Source organism: Enterobacteriaceae endosymbiont of Plateumaris sericea (genome assembly GCF_012562605.1).
Taxonomy (GTDB): domain Bacteria; phylum Pseudomonadota; class Gammaproteobacteria; order Enterobacterales; family Enterobacteriaceae.
The window spans coordinates 134,252-155,906 of sequence record NZ_CP046224.1 but is presented as its reverse complement, the minus strand read 5'-3'; the positions used below and the strand labels follow the sequence as shown (position 1 = coordinate 155,906).

Sequence of the window (21,655 nt, the reverse complement as noted above, 5' to 3'; positions counted from 1 at the left end):
ATTTATTAACATACCTTTAATATTGATAAAGCAATAAGTAATAATATTAATGATACTATTCCAAATCTAATAACAATATGAGATTCTAGATGTCCTTTCAATTCAAAATGATGATGTATAGGAGCCATGAGAAATATACGATATTTTTTATATTTATAAAATATAACCTGAATTATTACAGATAATGATTCTAATAAAAATATTCCACCCATAATAATTAATAATAATTCTTGTCTTATTAAAACAGTAATCATTCCTATAGCGCTTCCTAAAAATAATGATCCTGTATCTCCCATAAATATAATCGCTGGATATGTATTAAACCATAAAAAACCTAATCCTGAACCAATAATAGCAGTACATACAATTACTAATTCTTTTGTATGTTTTAAATATGTAATATTTAAATATTTAAAATAATTTATATTTCCTGTAACATATGATAATAATGCTAATCCAAACATAACCAATATTACAGAAATAATAGCTAAACCATCTAGTCCATCTGTTAAATTTACAGAATTACTAATCCATAGTATAATTGAATAAGAAATTATTAAATATATAGTAAAATTTAAATAAATTTTAATATTTTTATAAAAAGGAATTATTAATTGAAATGCAGATTTTTCTGTATTATTCATATAAAAAAATGTAATAATTATTATTGTTATAATAGTTTGTAAAAAAATTTTTTTATAAACTACTAATCCAATAGAATTATTTAAAATAATTTTATAATAATCATCGATAAAACCAATTAATGCATAAAATATAACTATTATTAATACATACCATAAATATGGATTATATAAATCAGACCATAATAAAACTGAAATAAGAAATGATATTAATATTATAATACCACCCATAGTAGGAATATTATTTTTATTTAAATGAGATTTTGGACCATCTAAACGAATAACTTGAGAATATTTTTTTTTTTTAAAAAATATAATAAAATATGGAATAATATATAATGAAATAAAAAAAGAAGTTAAAAGACTTATAATAGCACGAAAAGCTAGACTAATAAAAATATTTAATATTGGAAAAAAATATTTTAAATATTTAACTAATATTATTATCATTTAAATTGCTCCTGCTCTAATAACATATTTATTAAAATTTCTATTTGAGCTTTTCTAGATCCTTTAAATAATATAGTAAAATTATTAAAATTAGTTAATATTTTAATTAATCTTTTAATTAATGTTTTTTTATTAAAAAAATGTTCAGCATTATTATTATCTTTTGTAATATATTTACTATATTTTCCAATACTTAAAACATAATCTAATTTACATTGTAAAATAAAAATTTTTATTTGGTTATGAAAAAAAAATGAATTAAATCCTAATTCCATCATATCACCAATTACTAAAATTTTTTTTCCATTCATTTTTTTTAAAACATTAATAGCAGCTATAACTGACTGAGGATTAGCATTATATGTATCATTTAAAATTAATTTATTAGTTCCCAATTTTATTGGAGAAATTCTACCAAATACTGATTTAAAATCAGCTAAACCTTTAGATATATCTTTTAAAGATGCTCCTGCAGATAATGATAATGCTGATGCAGCTAATGCATTACTTACATTATGTAATCCACCAATAATAAATAAATTAATAAAAATAATTCCTATTGGTGTATGTAAATTAAAGTAAATTTTATCTTGTAATATTTTTAAATTAGTAGTAAAAAAATCAGTATTATGATTATTTATAGAAAATGTCCATATTTTTTTATTAATTAATTTATATAAAATTTTTTTATGATTTATATCATCAAAGTTAATAATAGCTCTATCATTATTTGATAAATATTTGAATATATCACTTTTACATTTAATAATATTTTTAAAAGATTTAAAACCTTCTAAATGAGATTCTGATATATTATTAATAATAGCTGTATTAGGTCTAACTAAATTACTTGAGTATTTAATATCATTTAAATTATTAGCTCCTAACTCAATAATAATATATCTATATTTATCATTTAAATTTAATAATGTTAAAGATACACCAATAATATTATTCATATTATCTTTAGTAAATAAAGTTTTTCCGGTATTTTTTAAAATTGATACGGTCATTTCTTTAACAGATGTTTTACCAGATGATCCTGTAATACCTATAAAATGAGATTTTGATTGTAATCTTTTCCATAAACTTATTTTACCTAAACTAATAGTTGTATTTAATACAATTATTTGAGGAATTGTTACTTGTAAATATTTATTTACAATTATAGCTATTGCTCCATTATGAATGGCTTCTTGAATAAAATCATGTCCATCAAAATTATTTCCAATAATAGCAATAAATACACATTTAGCATTAATTTTTTTACTGTTTATAGAAAAATTTAATACATCAATATTATTTCCAATTAATTTACCATTAACAATTTGTGTAATTTTTTTTAAGTAAATTAATTTATTCATTAGATATTTTTTTAAAAAAATTATTAACAACATTATAATCAGAATAATTAAAAATTTTATTTCCTATAATTTGATATTGTTCATGACCTTTACCTGCTATTAGTATAGTATCATTTTTATTAGCATTATTTATTGCATAATTAATTGCTTCACATCTATCTATTATTATATGTAAGTTACTATTACATTTATATTTTTGTATAATATCTTTAATAATATTCATTATATTTTCTGATCTAGGATTATCAGTAGTAATAATTACAATATCTGAAAATTTTTTAGCAATAACTCCCATAATTAAACGTTTACCAATATCTCTTTCACCTCCACATCCAAATATACACCATATTTTTCCTTTACAATATAATTTAATAGTTAAAAGTACATTTTTTAATGCATCAGGAGTATGAGCGTAATCAATTATAATAGTTGGATATTTTATTTGTGAAGGAAAAACTTCCATTCTTCCATAAACAGAATGTAATTTAGATGAAGTATGTATAAGCTCTTTTAAAGGAAAATTTAAAGTTAATAATGTAGTCATACTTAAAATAATATTAATTACGTTAAAATATCCAAGAAGAAATATTTTAATAATCCCTTTACCCCAACTTGAATTAAATTTAATAATAGTATAATTTTTTAAAAAAATTATTTTATTAACTTTAAAATATAAATTATTTTTAATAAAAATATTTTTTTTAGTAGTAACTGCAATGGTATTATTATTGTAAGATAGTTTATTAAACCAATTATATCCTATGATATCATCAATATTTATTATACTTGTTTTAATTTTATGTTCAGAAAAAAATTTCCATTTAGTTAGCTCATAATCTTTCATGTTAAGATGATAATCTAAATGATCTCTACTTAAATTTGTAAAAATTCCAGCTGAAAATTTTAAATTAGATACTCTAAACTGTTTTAAACCATGAGAAGATATTTCTACAATAGCTATGTCTGCTTTTTGTTCTATAAAATTTTTTAATATATATTGAATTTCAATAGCAGAATCCGTTGTATTATTAGTAGTTATTAAATTTTTATCAAAACCATTACCTAATGTACTACAAATCGCTGCTTTTTTACCTAATAAATTAATCCATTGCATTAAAAAATTAGTAATACTTGTTTTTCCATTAGTTCCTGTTACTCCAATTACAGGTATTTTATTACTAGGATTTTTATATAATTTTCCAGCAAAAAAAGAAATTTTTTCTTGTAAATTTGGTAAAGTAATTATAGGAATATTATTTTTATAAATAATATTATATGGATTAATATTACGATTACTATCAACTATAATAGCAATAGCACCATTTTTAATGGCATCATCTATAAAATTTTTACCATCTAATTTATAACCTTTAATAGCTAAAAATAAACAATGTTTACCTTTAATTTTTCGACTATCTAAAACTATTTTATTTATAAAAATATTAGATATTTTATGATTATTAATAAAATTATTTAACATTTCTGCTAAATTTAATCTATAATTATTCAATTATATACCTTATAAAATTTAAATATTAATATAAAAAATATAATATAATTTTATATTTTTTTTCCTATACGTAGTATCGCACTTCTTGACCTTGGATTACTATAAATTTCTTTAGAACTAGGAAATATTCTATTAATTATTTTTAATTTATAATTATTTTTAGATAGAATATTTATTTCTTTTTCAGTTAATGGAATACGAGAATAATATTGATTATTATTTATACTATTTATTTTCATAAATCTTTTTACAATACGATCTTCCAATGAATGAAAACTAATTACAGATAATATACCACCTTTTTTTAGTATACTTAATGAATTAAATAAAGCTTTTTTTAATTCTTCTAATTCTTTATTAATAAAAATTCTTATAGCTTGAAAAGATCTTGTTGCAGGATGTTTAAATCTTTTTTTATTGGTTTTAAATTTATATATTATAGAACATATTAATTTACTTAAATGACTTGTTTTATTTATTTTATTTTTTATAATATATTTTTTAATATTATATGCTATAATATTAGCAAATTTTTCTTCCCCGTATTTTTTTAATACATAAGCTAATTTATTTTTACTAACTTGTTGAATCCACTGAGCTGCAGTTATTCCATGATTTTGATCAAAACGCATATCTAATGGACCATCAAACATAAAAGAAAAACCTCTTTTAGGATTATTTAATTGAAAAGATGAAAAACCTAAATCAAATAATATTCCATCTATTTTTCCCAATATTTGAGAATCTAAAATATTTATTAAATTAGAAAATTTCTCATTTATATATATTATCCTTTTATCTAAAATTTTATTAATTAATATTGTTTTTATATCACAATCTATCGCATAAATACGACCTTTTTTTCCTAATTTAGATAAAATTAATTTTGTATGTCCTCCACATCCATATGTGGCATCTATATAAATTCCATTTTCTTTTATATTTAAACTATCGACAGATTCTTTTAACATAACTGGTAAATGTTTTATCATAATTTATATTTATATATGATTAAATAATTATTTTAATTAATTATTAAAAATAATTAAAATATTGTACTAAAAAAGTAATTTTTAATTTTAAATAATCTTCTTAAGATATTTTTTATATTTATATAAAATTTTATTAAATAATTTTAAGTAATTTAAATTTTTCATATGTATAAGAAATTATTATAGACTGTATATTATTTAAAATAAATTTTAATTAAAATAATTTTATATAAATAATATAAATATATAATTAATAATTATATATTTTAACAAACATATTATTAAGCAAACTTTAAAACATCTAAGATTAAAATCTTTATTTTATATAAATGTTATTAATTTATTTTTTAAGTTATTATTTTTTATAAAAAAAAATAAATTTTATTAAAATTGTTTATATTAATATAAACTATATAAATTACTATTTAAATTATATAATTTTATCATATATTTAATATAAAATAATATAGAGTTTGAAATAATAATGAACATAAAAAATATTAAATATACTCCTATAATGAAACAATATTTCAAAATAAAAAATCAATGTCCTAATATTTTATTATTTTATCGTATGGGTGATTTTTATGAAATGTTTTTTGAAGATGCTAAAAAAGCATCAAAAATACTTAATATTGTTCTTACTCAAAGAGGTATATTAGATGGAAAACCAATACCTATGGCAGGAATACCATATCATAGTTTAGATAATTATTTATCAAAGTTAATTTATTTAGGTGAATCAGTAGCTATTTGTGAACAAATTAACAACATGAATAGAACTCCTAATAAAATATTAGAACGTAAAATTGTACGTATTATTACTCCTGGAACTGTAAGTGATGATATTTTATTAAAAAATAATCAAGATAATTTATTAGCATCTATATGGCAAGAAATAGATTATGGTTTTGGTTATGCAACTTTAAACATGAGTTCTGGAAATTTTAGGATTATGGAAAGTAAAAATTATGATATAATATCTGGTGAATTACAAAAAACTAATCCCGTTGAATTATTATATCCTGAAAATTTTCAATATATGAAATTAATAGAAAAAAGAAATTGTATTAAACGTAGACCTATATGGGAATTTGATCTTGAAACAGCTAATCAACAATTAAATATGCAATTTAAAACTAAAAATTTAAGAAGTTTTGGTATCGAAAAAGCATTAATGGCTATTAAAGCTGCTGGTTGTTTAATACAATATGTTAAAGATACACAACGTATATTTTTACCTCATATAAATAATATTAAATTAAAAAATTCTAATAGTGAAATTATCATGGATGAAAATACTAGAAAGAATCTTGAAATTACAGAAAGTATATCACGTAATAAAGATAATACTTTAATAAATATATTAGATCATTGTAGTACTACAATGGGTAGTCGTTTATTAAAACGTTGGTTACATTCTCCAACTCGTAATAATAATACTATTATTAATCGGCAAAATAGTATTTCAAAATTACGAAAATATTTTACTAATTTTCAAAAATTATTAATTAATATAAATGATATTGAACGAATAATTGCAAGATTATCATTAAGAACAGCAAAACCTAAAGATTTAGTTTCTTTAAGAAATACTTTTCATATTTTACCTGACATACATAATATTTTAAAAATTATGGGAGATTGTTATATTAAAAATAAAATTTTTAATTTAGGACTTTTTAAAAAATTAAAACTTTTATTAGAAAAATCAATTAAAAAGAATCCTTCTACTTTATTAAAAGATGGCAATGTTATTGCTACAGGATATAATAAATCTTTAGATGAATTAAGAAAATTATCTAAAAATTCTAAAGAATACTTAATCGTTTTAGAAAAAAAAGAACGTAAGTTATTAAATATAGAAAAATTAAAAATAGGATTTAATACTATTCATGGATATTATATCCAAATAACTAAAAATCAAAAAATTAAAAAATTACCTAAAAAATATTTAAATATTCAAACATTAAAACATTGTAATAGATATATTATTCCTGAATTAAAAAATTACCAAGAAATTATTTTTTCATCTAAAAACAAATTATTAATATTAGAAAAATTTCTATATAATCAATTATTTGATCTTATTTATCCTGAATTACCTAATTTACAAAAAATAGTTTTATTTATATCAGAGTTAGATGTATTATGTAATTTAGCAGAAAGATCAATCACTTTAAATTATAAACGACCTATTATTAGTAATAATTTAGGATTATATTTAGAAAATTCTCGTCATCCTATTGTAGAAAATATTCTTAAAGATCAATTTATTCCTAATAATTTACTATTAACTCCTAAAAATCATATGTTAATAATTACAGGTCCTAATATGGGTGGTAAAAGTACTTATATGCGTCAAATTGCATTAATTATTTTAATGGCATATATAGGTAGTTATATACCTGCTGATAAAGCTATAATTGGACCAATAGATCGTATATTTACAAGAATTGGTTCTATGGATGATATTTCTTCTGGTTTATCTACTTTTATGATCGAAATGATTGAAACAGCAAATATTTTAAGAAATGCTAATAAATATAGTTTAGTATTAATGGATGAAATTGGTAGAGGTACATCTACATATGACGGATTATCTATTGCATGGGCTTGTGCTGAAAATCTTGCAAAAAAAATAAAATCAATGACATTATTTTCTACTAATTATATTGAATTAACTAATTTGTCTTTAAAAAATAAAGGAATAAAAAATGTTTATTTTGATGCTATAGAATCTAATAGATCTATTGTATTTATGTATGCATTAAAAAATGGCATTATTAATAAAAATTATGGTTTATTTGTTGCTTCTTTAGCTGGTATACCTAAAGAAGTAATTAAATTAGCTAAAAAAAAAATTATTCAATTAGAAAAAAATTATAAATATTAATATATAATGATAAAAAAATATATTATATTTATCTAATAAATCATTAATTTAAAATTATAATGTTTAAATTTTTATTAAATAAAAAATTATTTATAAAATAGCAATTAATACATTAAATAAATAATTTTTTATATTAATCCTGTTAATATTATTTTCAAATATATTAATAGAATATAATTAATTATGTTAAAATTAACATATTAATATATGTTTAAAAGGATAATAATTTATATGGTTTTTTTTTCTAAAGAAATTAATTCAATTAATATTGAAGAAGAATTAAAAAATTCTTATTTAGATTATGCTATGTCTGTTATAGTTGGTAGAGCATTACCAGATGCTAGAGATGGATTAAAACCTGTGCATAGAAGAATGTTATATGCTATGTATATATTAGGAAATACATGGAATAAACCTTATAAAAAATCAGCACGTATTGTAGGAGATGTTATAGGTAAATATCATCCTCATGGCGATTCTGCTGTTTATGATACAATAGTAAGATTAGCACAATCATTTTCTTTAAGATATACATTAATAGATGGACAAGGTAATTTTGGATCTATTGATGGTGATTCAGCTGCAGCTATGCGTTATACTGAAATAAGAATGACTAAAATAGCTCAAGAAATAATTAATGATCTAGAAAAACAAACAGTAAATTTTTTACCTAATTATGATAGTACCGAAAAAATTCCAGAAGTAATGCCTACCAAAATACCTAATTTATTAATTAATGGATCTTCTGGAATAGCTGTTGGTATGACTACAAATATACCTCCACATAATCTTACAGAAGTAATAAATGCATGTTTAGCTTATATAAAAAATGAAAATATTTCTATTCAAGAATTAATGAAATATATTACAGGTCCTGATTTTCCTACATCAGGAATTATAAACGATTTTAATGGAATTGAAAAAGCTTATATTACAGGAAAAGGAAAAATTTTTATTCGTGGACGTAGTAAAATTATTACAAATAATAATAAATCTTCAATTATTATATATGAATTACCATATCAAGTTAATAAAGCTAAATTAATAGAAAAAATAGCAGAACTTGTTAAAGAAAAAAAAATTCATGGAATTAAAAATTTACGAGATGAATCAGATAAAGATGGAATTAGAATTGTTATAGAAATAAAAAAAGATATGTCAACAAATGTTATTCTAAATAATTTATATTCTTTAACTCCATTACAAATTTCTTTTAATATTAATATGGTTTCCTTATATAAAGGGGAACCCAAAGTTATGTCGTTAAAAAATATTATTGAAGCATTTATATCCCATCGTCGAGAAGTAGTAATACGTAGAACTAATTATGAAATTAATAAAGCTCGTAATAAAGCTCATATTTTAGAAGGATTAATAGTAGCATTATCTAATATACAACCAATAATAGAAATTATTCGTTCTTCTTCTATTATAGAAACAATAAAAAATAAAATTCATTCTAAATTATGGAATATTAATAATGTATTATCTATTTTAAAATCTAAAGAAATAAAAGAGTCTAATAATTATACTAATAACTTAAATTTAATTCAATCTAATAATTATTCTTTTAGTCATGAACAAGTACAATCTATTTTAGATTTAAAATTACATAAATTAACTAATTTAGAGCATAAAAAATTATTCCAAGAATATCAAAATATAATATATAAAATATCAGAACTTATAAAAATTGTTGATGATTATCAATGTTTAATGAAAGTAATATATAAAGAATTAATTTTTATTAAACAAGAATTTGGAGATACAAGAAAAACTGAAATTATTAAAAATAAATCTTTTATAACAACAGAAGATTTAATCAATGCTGAAGATGTAATAGTTACTTTATCATATCAAGGATATATTAAATATCAAAAATTATCTGATTATGAAGTTCAACATAGAGGTGGTAAAGGAAAATTAGCCGTTAAAATAAAAGAAAAAGATTTTATTAATCGTATACTTATAGCTAATACACATGATACTCTTTTATGTTTTTCTAATTTAGGACGTTTATATTGGACAAAAGTCTATAATTTACCTAAATCTAATAGATATGCGCAAGGAAGACCAATTATTAATATTTTACCTTTAAAAAATTATGAAAGAATCACTAATTTACTTGTAGTAAATAAATATAGTGATAAATTAAATTTATTTATGGCAACTAAAAAAGGAATAGTTAAAAAAACTAATTTAAATAAATTTAGTAATCCTAGAAATAACGGAATTATCGCAATAAAATTAAAAAAAAATGATTCTTTAATAGGAGTTGCTATAACTCATAAAAAAGATAAAATAATGTTGTTTTCATCTTTTGGTAAAGTTGTAAAATTTAATGAGATAAAAGTTAGATCTATGGGTAGAGTATCAACTGGTGTAAGAGGTATAAAACTTTTATCTCAAAGAGATAGTGTAGTTGCATTAATTGTTTTAAATGATCAATCTAAGAATGATATTCTTACTATTACTCAAAACGGATATGGTAAAAGAACAAATAATAAAGAATATCCAATTAAATCAAGATCTACTAAAGGTGTAATTTCTATTAAAATTAATAAAAGAAATGGTTTAGTAGTAAATGCTATACAAGTATCTTATAATGATCAAATATTAATAATAACTAATATGGGAACTTTAATACGTACATATGTTTCAGAAATTTGTGTAGTTAGTCGTAATACTAAAGGAGTAACTATAATAAAAACAAATAAAAATGAAAAAGTAATCGCATTAGAAAAAATTTCTATAAAATAATAATATTTATTATAATATTAAAATTAATAATAGTAAAATTATTGAATTTTAGATTTTTCTAGTAATTCATTAATTTTATCTATTTTTTCCCATGTAAAAATATTTCTTCCAAAATGTCCATAAGAAGATGTTTTTTTATATATTGGATTTAAAAGATTTAACATTTTAATTATATTAAAAGGTCTTAAATCAAATAATTCTTGTATTAACAAAGTTAATTTTTCATTAGAAATTTTTCCAGTTCCAAATGTTTCTACCATTAAAGATATAGGTTTAGAAATACCAATTACATAAGCTATTTGAATTTCACAACGTGATGCTAAAGAAGAAGCAACTATATTTTTTGCTATATATCTTGCTATATATGCTGCAGATCTATCTACTTTTGAAGGATCTTTTCCTGAAAATGATCCTCCACCATGTCGTGCCATACCACCATATGTATCTACAATAATTTTACGTCCTGTTAATCCACAATCTGCCATTGGACCACCAATTATAAAACGACCAGCAGGATTAATAAAAAATTTTGTATTTTTATGTAACCATATATTAGGTAATACTGGTTTAATAATCTCTTCCATTACTGCTTCTTGTAATTTTTTATAAGATATATCTTCTGAACATTGAGTTGATAAAACTACTGTTTCTATTCCTATAATTTTATTATTTTTATATTTGAAAGTAATTTGACTTTTAGCGTCTGGTCTTAACCATGGTAAAATTCCATTTTTTCTTACTTCAGATTGTTTATATACTAAACGATGAGCATAAGTTATGGGTGCAGGCATAAAATTATCTGTTTCATTAGTCGCATATCCAAAAACTAGTCCTTGATCTCCTGCTCCTTTTATTAACCCATTTTTATTAAATATTCCTTTATAAATATCTTCTGATTGTTTACCTAGATTATTTAATATAGCACAAGAATTATAATCAAATCCCATATTTGAGTTTGTATATCCTATTTCTTTTATTGTTTGTCTTATTATTTTTTCTATGTCTATAGTTGCAGTAGTAGTTATTTCTCCTCCAATTAATACTATTCCAGTTTTAATATATGTTTCACATGCAACACGTGCTTTTATATCTTGTTTAATTATAGCATCTAATATAGCATCAGAAATTTGATCTGCCATTTTATCAGGATGTCCTTCAGAAACAGATTCTGAAGTAAAAAGATATTCACTCATTATTATCCCTTTTAAATTACTTAATAAAATTTAATGTTAATAATTTTAAATAATATTTATTAGAAAAATATTCTATTAAAAATAAAATTTAAATAAATTAAATTATGTTTTATAAATATTTTAATAATAAAAAATTAATTACTAATATTATATTAATTAATATAATTAATCTAATTTTTTGAAAATATAATAAATAGATTTTAATATTATTTCAGTATATATTTATTTTATAGAAAAATTCTTATAAATTTAAATTATTAATTTTAAAAATTTATTTTTTTAACAAATATAATTATTAGGAATCATGAATAATGTCTTCTCGAAAAGAACTTGCTAATGCTATTCGTATATTAAGTATAGATGCTATACAAAAATCTAATTCTGGACATCCTGGTGCTCCTATGGGTATGGCTGACATAGCAGAAGTATTATGGCGTGATTATTTAAATCATAATCCTGGAAATCCACTATGGATAAATCGTGATAGATTTATATTATCTAATGGCCATAGTTCAATGTTAATATATAGTTTATTACATTTAACTGGATATGATTTAAAAATATCAGAATTAAAAAAATTTAGACAATTAAATTCTAAAACTCCAGGACATCCTGAATTTGGATGTACACCAAATATAGAAACTACTACAGGACCATTAGGTCAAGGATTAGCTAATGCTGTTGGTATGGCTATAGCTGAAAAAACATTAGCATCACAATTTAATAAACCAAATTATGATATAATTAATCATTATACCTATGTATTTATAGGTGATGGTTGTTTAATGGAAGGGATATCTCATGAAGTATGTTCTTTAGCAGGAACATTAAAATTAAAAAAATTAATAGTATTTTATGATAATAATGGTATATCTATTGATGGTAATATTAATGGATGGTTTACTGATGATACTAAAAAAAGATTTGAATCATATGGATGGAATGTTATTCCTAATATAAATGGACATGATTATAAAGAAATACAACAAGCTATTGATAAAGCTAAGTCTTCTATAGAAGAAAAACCATTTTTATTAATTTGTAATACAACTATTGCTTTTGGTTCTCCTAATAAATCTGGGAAAAATATATCACATGGTTCTCCTTTAGGAGAAATAGAAATTGAATTAACTAGAAAAAAATTAAATTGGCATTATAAACCTTTCGAAATACCAAAATCAATCTATGAAAAATGGAATGCAAAAGATATTGGTAGTTTAAAAGAATTAAAATGGATAAATAAATTTAATGATTATTCTAATATATTTCCGGAACTAGCTAAAGAATTAAAAAGAAGAATTAATAATTTATTACCTAATAATTGGATTATTAACTTTAAAAAATTTATTCAAAAATTATATCAAAATCCTATTAATATATCTACTCGTCAAGCATCTCAAGAATGTTTAGAATTTTTTTCAAAAATTTTACCTGAATTTTTAGGTGGTTCTGCTGATTTAGCTTCTAGTAATTTAACTTTATGTTCAGAATCTCAAGCTATAAATAAATCTATATGTGGTAATTATATTCATTATGGAGTAAGAGAATTTGGTATGATTGCTATAGCTAATGGAATTTCTTTATATAAAGGATTCATTCCATATACAGCGACTTTTTTAACATTTTCTGATTATTGCCGTAATGCTATTCGTATGGCTGCATTAATGAAAATTAGAAATATAATGATTTATACTCATGATTCTATTGGAGTAGGTGAAGATGGACCTACTCATCAACCAATAGAACAATTATCTAGTTTAAGATTAATTCCAAATTTAAGTGTTTGGCGTCCATGTGATCAATTAGAAACAGCTATTGCATGGAAATATGCAATTGAAAATATTAATAGTCCAACTGCATTAATATTATCCCGTCAAAGTTTACCTGCACAAATCAGAAATAAAAATAAAATAACATATATTACACATGGAGGTTACATATTAAAAGATTGTTTAGAACAAAATCCTGATATTATTTTAATAGCAACAGGTTCAGAAGTTTATTTAGCTGTAGAAGCATATAATCAATTATCTAAATTAAAATATAAAATTAGAGTTGTTTCTATGCCTTCTACAGATATTTTTGAAAAACAAAATGATGATTATAAAAATTATGTATTACCAAAAAATATTGAATTAAGAATAGCAATTGAAGCTGGTCAATCTAATTTTTGGTATAAATATGTAGGTTTAAAAGGAATTGTTATAGGAATAGATAAATTTGGCTATTCTGCTCCTGCTGAAATATTATTTAAAAAATTTGGTTTTACAGTAGAAAATATTATTTTAAAAATTCAAGATCTTTTAAAAAATAATTAATTAAGTAAAGGATTTTAAAATATGTCTATATTAAGTATTTTAGATATTAATATTACAAATAAAATATTATTAATTAGATCTGATCTTAATGTTCCTATAGATTGTAAGGGAAATATAATTTCTGATATTAGAATTCGTTTATCATTACCAACTATAAAATATGCTATAAATAAAGGAGCTAAAATTATTATAGCTTCTCATTTAGGACGTCCTATAGAAGGATTATATAATCACATATTTTCTTTAAAAAATATTAGTCAATATTTGGAAAATATTTTAAATTATAAAGTAACCTTACAAAAAAACTATTTAAATAAATTAAATATTCAAAAAAATGAAATAATAATGTTAGAAAATGTTCGTTTTAATATAGGTGAAAAAAATAATAATGAAGAATTATCTAAAAAATATGCTTCATTATGTGACATATTTGTAATGGATGCATTTGCAACATCACATCGAAAACATTCTTCTACTTATGGAGTAATAAAATATGCAAATAAATCTTGTGCAGGTTTATTATTAATAAATGAATTAAATAATTTAAATAAAATTTTTAAAAAACCTAAACATCCTATTATTTCTATTGTAGGTGGATCAAAAATTTCAACTAAATTTAATGTATTAAATAAATTAGCTAAATTATCAGATAAAATTATTGTTGGAGGTGGTATTGCTAATACATTTTTAGCAATAAATAATAATATTGGTCAATCATTATATGAACCAAATGCTTTAATTTTAGCAAAAAAATTAAAAGAAGAATATAATAATATTATTATTCCTATAGATTGTAAAGTAGGTACATCATTTTCAAATAACACATTAGTTAAAACAAAAAAAATTAATAATATATTATTGAATGAAAAAATCATGGATATTGGTAAAAATACTATAAAAATTATAGTAGATATTTTAAATACAGCAAAAACAATATTATGGAATGGACCTGTAGGAGTTTTTGAATTAACAAATTTTAATGAAGGAACTAAAACTATAGCTTATACTATTGCTAATAGTGATGCATTTTCTATTGCAGGAGGTGGAGATACATTAGCTGCAATAGAATTATTTAATTTATTTAATAAAATTTCCTATATTTCCACAGGAGGCGGATCATTTTTAAATTTTGTAGAAGGTAAAAAATTACCTTGCGTATCTATATTAAAAAAATATCAGAATATTAATTCTATCTATTATGATGATTTAAATAATCATTATTAGATATTCATCAATAATAAGGCAAAGTAATGATATGTCTAAAATTTTAAATTATGTAAAACCAGGTGTTGTTGTTAGTCATGATGTACAAACTATATTTAAAATAGCAAAAGAAAATAAATTTGCTTTACCTGCAATAAATTGTATAGGTACTGATTCTATCAATATAGTTTTAGAAACAGCAGCTAAAGTTAAATCTCCAGTAATTATTCAATTTTCTATTGGTGGTGCTTCTTTTATTGCAGGTAAAAAATTACAAATTCAAAATTCTCCATTAGCATCTATTATAGGAGCAATATCTGGAGCACATCATGTACATAAAATTGCTCAATATTATGGAATACCAGTAATATTACATACAGATCATTGTTCTAAAAAAACTTTATCTTGGATAGATGGATTATTAGATGAAAATGAAAAATTTTATTTATTAAATGGCAAGCCTTTATTTTCTTCTCATATGATTGATTTATCAAAAAATTCTATACAAGATAATATTGATATATGTAGTAAATATTTTAAAAGAATGTCTAAAATGAATATAACATTAGAGATAGAATTAGGATGTACAGGAGGAGAAGAAGACGGTTTAGATAATAGTAATTTAGAAAAAAAATCATTATATACTGATCCTAAAGATGTTAATTATGCTTATGAAAAGTTAAATTCTATTAGTTCTCAATTTATAATTGCTGCTTCATTTGGTAATGTACATGGTGTATATAAATCAGGAAATGTAAAATTATTACCTAAAATTTTAAAATATTCACAAAATTTTATAAGTAAAAAACATAATTTAATTCATAATCCTATAAATTTTGTTTTTCATGGAGGTTCAGGGTCGTCTGAAAAAGAAATTAAAGAATCTATAAATTATGGTGTAGTTAAAATGAATATTGATACAGATACTCAATGGGCAAGTTGGGAAGGAATATTAAACTTTTATAAAGAACATAAAAAATATTTACAAACACAATTAGGTAATCCAGAAGGTTTAAATAAACCAAATAAAAAATATTATGATCCAAGATCATGGATTAGAGCATCTCAAATATCAATGGGAAAAAGATTAGAAAAAACTTTTCAAGAATTAAATGCTATAAATATATTATAATATATTTCTTTATAATTGTTATATATAACAATAATAATATCTTATTATTATATATATATATATAATAATAAATAAATTATTATTTTTAATGTAAATAGGATTATATATAATAAAATGTTTATTTCTTATCAATTATTACATATACTAACATCAAGTTGTATTTTATTAACTGAATTATTAATAATTCGTTTACTTGCAAAAATTATATATAATATTTTTATTGTAAAAAAAATAGATCCTATTGCTATAGGATTTATTTCAAATATTTTAAAGTATCTTATTGTAATTTTTACTATAGTTAGTCTATTAAGTAATATAGGTGTACATACAGCATCAATAATTGCTGCTTTTGGTACAATAAGTATTGTTATTGGTTTAGCTTGGCAAAGTGCATTATCAAATTTAGCATCTGGATTATTAATTATTACTTTTCGTATATTTGAAATAGGTGATTATATAAATGTTTGTAATATTAGTGGTCAAGTAACTAAAGTAGAAATTTTTTCTACTCAGTTAAAAACATTTGATGGTATTATTACATTAATACCTAATGGTAAAATATTAGCAGATAATATTACTAATCTTTCTCAATGTCATGAATATCGTAATAAAATTACTTTAGGACTTTCTCGATTATTAATTAGTGAAGATTTAAATATGATAAAAAAAATATTATTGGATACAATCTATTTAGATCAAAGAATAATTAAAAATTCTAAAATAATTGTTATTATAGATGAAATTAATAATATTTCAATAAATCTTACAGTTTTTTTTTGGATTAGTAATTTTCTTTATAAAAAAGAAATATGTTCTGATTTAACGAATATTATTAAACATAATTTAGAATTATATAAAAATTCCTGTGTATTATGGATTAATAATAATTAAAATAATATTATGAAAAATATTATTTTAGTTTTTATCACGGTGCGAACGGGACTTGAACCCGTGACCCCCGACGTGACAGGCCGGTATTCTAACCAACTGAACTATCGCACCTATAATATAATTATATTATAAATTATATGTTAATATCGTCAATACTTTTATTTAAATTTTTTTAATTAATTCCATAAATGAAAACCACATTTTTTTTTAATAATATCTAATTTTAAATAATGTGATTCATATTCTTCTTTAGAAGGATATAATACTAATAATTTTTTCTTTATTATTTTTTTTTTTAAAATATCATTTTTATCTACCATATTCTTTTTTGAAAATTCTAATATAAATGAATTTTGAATACTAGTCATAGATAAAAAAACATTAGCTAAAAGTTTGGCATCTAATAAAGCTCCATGCATAGTACGATTACTTTTATCAATATTAAAACGTGAACATAATGAATTTAAAGAATTACGTTTTCCTGGAAATAATTTACGAGATATTTTTAATGTATCTATTATAGAACAATTTTTTTCAATGTTAGGTATATTTTTTTTTAATAGAGATAATTCATAATTGATAAAATCAATATCAAATTGAGCATTATGAATAATTAATTCAGAATTATTTATATAATTTAAAAAATCATTTATAATTTGACTAAATGTAGGTTTATCACATAAAAATTTATTAGTAATACCATGAATATTTAATGCTTCTAAACTTATTGTTTTTTTAGGATTAATATATACATGGAAATTATTTCCTGTAACACGACGATTTATTATTTCTACTCCACCTATTTCTATAATACGATGTCCTTTATAATAAGGAGGAGAAGAATTTATTCCTGTTGTTTCTGTATCTAAAACTATTTGACGAAAATTTAATTTATTCATAATTTGTTTTTAATATATATTTATAAATTTATATAGAGAATTAATATATGTACAAAAATATAAAAATTTTTACTGATGGTTCTTGTCTTTATAATCCAGGACCTGGAGGATATGCTGCTATAATAAAGTATTATTCCCATGAAAAAATTTTTACGCAAGGTTTTTTTTTTACTACAAATAATAGAATGGAATTAATGGCTTCCATTATAGCATTAGAATCTTTAAAAGAATATTTTAATATAAATATTATTACTGATAGTAAATACTTAAAAAAAGGTATAACTACTTGGATACATAAATGGAAAAAATATGGATGGATGTGTTCTAATAAAAAACCGGTAAAAAATATTGATTTATGGAAAAGATTAGATTTAGCATTAATTAATCATGATATTCATTGGTATTGGATTAAAGGACATACTGGAAACATTGAAAATGAAAAATGTGACCAATTAGCTCGTTTTTCTGCTAAAAATCCTAATTATCAAGATATTGGATATATTAATATAATAAAAAAAGAAAAAAATTCTTTTAAAAAATAGTTGTTATTTTTTAATAATTTGTTTAATTTAAGTTAAATATATTTAAATATTGTTATTTATAATTTTGGTATAAATATTCATAATATATTTTAAATAAATTTTTATTTTTATAATAAATACCTGATATATTTAATATAAACAGACGAATTTAAAACATTATAAATAAAAATAAAAGGACGATAAATCATGTTAGATAACAATCGGTTACGCATAGCTATGCAAAAATCTGGTCGTTTAAGTGATGATTCTCGTGAATTATTAAAAAAATGTGGTATTAAAGTTAATTTACAACAACAACGGTTAATAGCTTTTGCAGAAAATATGCCGATTGATATCTTAATGGTACGTGATGATGATATACCAGGGTTAATAATGGAAAGAGTTGTAGATTTAGGAATTATCGGAGAAAATGTTTTAGAAGAAGAAGTTTTAACTCGTTATTCTAAAGGAGATAATGCTTATTATTTAACATTACGTAGATTAGATTTTGGCATTTGTAGATTATCAATTGCAATACCTATTGATGAAAATTATACAGGTATTAAATATTTACAAAATACACGTATTGCTACATCATATCCAAATTTATTGAAAAGATATCTTGATAATTATAATATAAAATTTAAATCTTGTATGTTAAATGGTTCAGTAGAATTAGCTCCGAGAGTAGGTTTAGCAGATTCTATATGTGATTTAGTTTCTACTGGTGCTACTTTAGAAGCAAATGGTTTAAAAGAGGTAGAAATAATATATGCTTCTAAAGCCTGCCTTATACAACGTTATGGAAATATAATAAATATTAAACAAAAATTAATTAATAAATTATTATCTCGTATTCAAGGAGTAATTAAAGCTAGAGAATCAAAATATATTATGCTACATGCACCTAATAAAAAATTAAAAGAAATAATTGCTTTATTACCAGGAGCAGAACATCCAACAATATTACCTTTAGCTGGAGAAAATAATAAAGTTGCTATGCATATGGTAAGTAGTGAAACGTTATTTTGGGAAACTATGGAAAAATTGAAATTACTTGGTGCTAGCTCAATTTTAGTTTTACCTATTGAAAAAATGATGGAGTAAAAATGAATTTTTTTAAAAATATCATTTATTGGGATTTATGTAATAAAAATCAACAAAAAAAGATATTAACTAGACCAGTAATTTTTTTAGATAAAAATGTAAAAAAAGATGTAGAAAATATTATAAAAAAAGTAAAACAGGAAGGTGATAGTGCTTTAGAATATTATAATTTATTATTTGATAAAATTAAAGTCCATACATTAGAAATTCCTGTTGAAAAAATTAATAATGCTAAATTAAATATAAAAAAAGATATTAAAAATGCAATTGATAATGCTTTTTATAATATACATAAATTTCATTCATATCAAATATTTACAACTAAAAAAATAGAAACTACATCTGGAGTATACTGTCAGGAAATTTATCGTCCTATTAATTCTATAGGATTATATGTTCCTGGAGGAACAGCTCCTTTATTTTCTACAGTATTAATGTTAGGAATTCCTGCACAATTAGCATTATGTAAAAATATTATAATGTGCTCTCCAGCACCTATATCTAATGAAATATTATATACTGCTGATTTATGTAAAATTAAAAAAATTTTTCAAATTGGAGGTGCTCAAGCTATTGCAGCTATGGCTTTTGGAACAAATTCCGTACCAAAAGTAAATAAAATTTTTGGTCCAGGAAATTCATTTGTTACTGAAGCTAAAAAACAAGTTAGTAATCAAAAAGAAAATACTGAAAATACATCTATAGATATGCCAGCTGGTCCATCAGAATTAATGATAATTGCTGATAAATCTGCTTATTCTAATTTTATTATAGCTGATTTAATTTCTCAAGCAGAACATGGAGTTGATTCTCAAGTTATTTTACTTACTCCAGAAGAAAAAATAGCTAAAGAAGTAATTAATGGAATTAATAATCAAATTATAAATTTACCTAGAAAAAATATAATAAAAAAATCTCTTAGTAATAGTTATATTATAATTACAAAAAATATTAATCAATGTATAGAGATATCTAATGAATATTCACCTGAACATTTAATGATTCAATGTCATGAATATGAAAAAATATTACCCAATATTATAAATGCTGGATCAATATTTTTAGGTAATTGGGCTCCAGAATCAGTTGGAGATTATGCATCAGGAACCAATCATGTATTGCCAACATATGGACATGCTTTAACTTATTCTAGTTTAGGAGTTTCTGATTTTCAGAAACGCATGACTGTTCAAGAATTAACTCCACAAGGGTTATTAAATATATCTAATACTGTTGAAATTATGTCAAAAACAGAAAAATTAATAGGTCATAAAAATGCAGTTACTTTAAGAAGTGAATTTATTAAAAAAAAATATTGTTTAGAACAAAATAATAATAAATATAAAAATAATATAAATAAAATAGCTAGAAAAAATATTATTAATTTAATACCTTATCAATCAGCAAGATTATTAGATAATAGTAGATTTGATCATATTTTATTAAATGCTAATGAATCACCAATTACACCTATTTTAAAACTTATTAAAAATACATTTAATAGATATCCAGAACCTCAACCAAAAAGATTAATTAAAAATTATAGTAATTATTGTGGTGTTAATATTGATAATATATTAGTAAGTCGTGGTGCAGATGAAGGAATAGAATTATTAATTCGTACATTTTGTAATTATGAAAATGATAAAATATTATTTTTTCCTCCTACATATGGTATGTATAAAATTAATGCAAAAATTTTAGGTATAAAATATAATGCTATTAAAAGTTTGGAAAATTGGCAATTAGATTTATATACAATTAAAAAAACATTAGAT

At 21.3% G+C, this 21,655-nt stretch carries 15 protein-coding genes and 1 tRNA gene; 9 read left to right on the top strand and 7 right to left on the bottom strand.

Annotated features, from left to right (window positions below; all coding sequences use genetic code 11):
• Nucleotides 1–5: 5 nt before the first annotated feature.
• From mraY to rsmH, 4 genes are read right to left on the bottom strand one after another with little or no spacing between them, the layout of a single operon-like run.
• Complete coding sequence (mraY, locus tag GJT84_RS00745; RefSeq protein WP_246208506.1) at nt 6–1,082, bottom strand: phospho-N-acetylmuramoyl-pentapeptide-transferase; 1,077 nt, start codon at nt 1,080–1,082, stop codon at nt 6–8.
• 5 nt (nt 1,083–1,087) lie between these two features.
• Nucleotides 1,088–2,455: a UDP-N-acetylmuramoyl-tripeptide--D-alanyl-D-alanine ligase gene (gene murF, locus GJT84_RS00740; RefSeq protein WP_168867003.1), complete on the bottom strand. Its 1,368-nt coding sequence runs from the start codon at nt 2,453–2,455 to the stop codon at nt 1,088–1,090.
• On the bottom strand, nt 2,448–3,965 hold the full coding sequence (gene murE / locus GJT84_RS00735; RefSeq protein WP_168867002.1) for a UDP-N-acetylmuramoyl-L-alanyl-D-glutamate--2,6-diaminopimelate ligase: 1,518 nt from the start codon (nt 3,963–3,965) through the stop codon (nt 2,448–2,450). The genes murF and murE overlap by 8 nt, the downstream gene beginning before the upstream one ends.
• Nucleotides 3,966–4,015: 50 nt before the next feature.
• Nucleotides 4,016–4,957 (bottom strand): 16S rRNA (cytosine(1402)-N(4))-methyltransferase RsmH, encoded by a 942-nt coding sequence (gene rsmH, locus GJT84_RS00730; protein ID WP_168867001.1) that lies wholly within the window; start codon nt 4,955–4,957, stop codon nt 4,016–4,018.
• A 484-nt stretch (nt 4,958–5,441) separates the two neighbouring features.
• On the opposite strand from rsmH, the gene mutS reads away from it, so the two are divergent.
• Entirely contained in the window at nt 5,442–7,853 is a 2,412-nt protein-coding gene (gene mutS, locus GJT84_RS00725) for a DNA mismatch repair protein MutS (RefSeq protein WP_168867000.1), read from the top strand.
• Between the two features lie 231 nt (nt 7,854–8,084).
• Complete coding sequence (gene gyrA / locus GJT84_RS00720; RefSeq protein ID WP_168866999.1) at nt 8,085–10,613, top strand: DNA topoisomerase (ATP-hydrolyzing) subunit A; 2,529 nt, start codon at nt 8,085–8,087, stop codon at nt 10,611–10,613.
• A gap of 38 nt (nt 10,614–10,651) precedes the next feature.
• Here gyrA and metK read toward each other — a convergent pair whose 3' ends face one another.
• Nucleotides 10,652–11,806: a methionine adenosyltransferase gene (metK, locus tag GJT84_RS00715; RefSeq protein WP_168866998.1), complete on the bottom strand. Its 1,155-nt coding sequence runs from the start codon at nt 11,804–11,806 to the stop codon at nt 10,652–10,654.
• Nucleotides 11,807–12,117: 311 nt separating this feature from the next.
• Here metK and tkt point away from each other — a divergent pair, with 311 nt between their 5' ends.
• From tkt to GJT84_RS00695, 4 genes are all read left to right on the top strand, one after another.
• Nucleotides 12,118–14,124, top strand: a complete 2,007-nt coding sequence (gene tkt / locus GJT84_RS00710) for a transketolase (protein WP_168866997.1) — start codon at nt 12,118–12,120, stop codon at nt 14,122–14,124.
• A gap of 21 nt (nt 14,125–14,145) precedes the next feature.
• Nucleotides 14,146–15,348: a phosphoglycerate kinase gene (locus GJT84_RS00705; protein ID WP_168866996.1), complete on the top strand. Its 1,203-nt coding sequence runs from the start codon at nt 14,146–14,148 to the stop codon at nt 15,346–15,348.
• Nucleotides 15,349–15,379: 31 nt separating this feature from the next.
• Entirely contained in the window at nt 15,380–16,459 is a 1,080-nt protein-coding gene (gene fbaA / locus GJT84_RS00700; protein ID WP_168866995.1) for a class II fructose-bisphosphate aldolase, read from the top strand.
• A 114-nt stretch (nt 16,460–16,573) separates the two neighbouring features.
• The gene (locus tag GJT84_RS00695; RefSeq protein WP_168866994.1) at nt 16,574–17,350 is read left to right on the top strand and encodes a mechanosensitive ion channel domain-containing protein; all 777 of its coding nucleotides are present in this window, start codon (nt 16,574–16,576) and stop codon (nt 17,348–17,350) included.
• Nucleotides 17,351–17,387: 37 nt separating this feature from the next.
• Here the strand turns inward: GJT84_RS00695 and GJT84_RS00690 are convergent.
• Nucleotides 17,388–17,461, bottom strand: a tRNA-Asp gene (locus GJT84_RS00690).
• A 65-nt stretch (nt 17,462–17,526) separates the two neighbouring features.
• On the bottom strand, nt 17,527–18,249 hold the full coding sequence (gene dnaQ, locus GJT84_RS00685) for a DNA polymerase III subunit epsilon (RefSeq protein WP_168866993.1): 723 nt from the start codon (nt 18,247–18,249) through the stop codon (nt 17,527–17,529).
• A 47-nt stretch (nt 18,250–18,296) separates the two neighbouring features.
• Between dnaQ and rnhA the strand changes: the two genes are divergently transcribed.
• The 3 genes from rnhA to hisD form a co-directional block, all read left to right on the top strand.
• Nucleotides 18,297–18,791 (top strand): ribonuclease HI, encoded by a 495-nt coding sequence (rnhA, locus tag GJT84_RS00680; protein ID WP_168866992.1) that lies wholly within the window; start codon nt 18,297–18,299, stop codon nt 18,789–18,791.
• A 186-nt stretch (nt 18,792–18,977) separates the two neighbouring features.
• Entirely contained in the window at nt 18,978–19,877 is a 900-nt protein-coding gene (gene hisG / locus GJT84_RS00675) for an ATP phosphoribosyltransferase (RefSeq protein WP_168866991.1), read from the top strand.
• Between the two features lie 2 nt (nt 19,878–19,879).
• Nucleotides 19,880–21,655, top strand: a 1,776-nt coding sequence (gene hisD, locus GJT84_RS00670) for a histidinol dehydrogenase (protein ID WP_168866990.1), incomplete at its 3' end; no start/stop codon positions are given.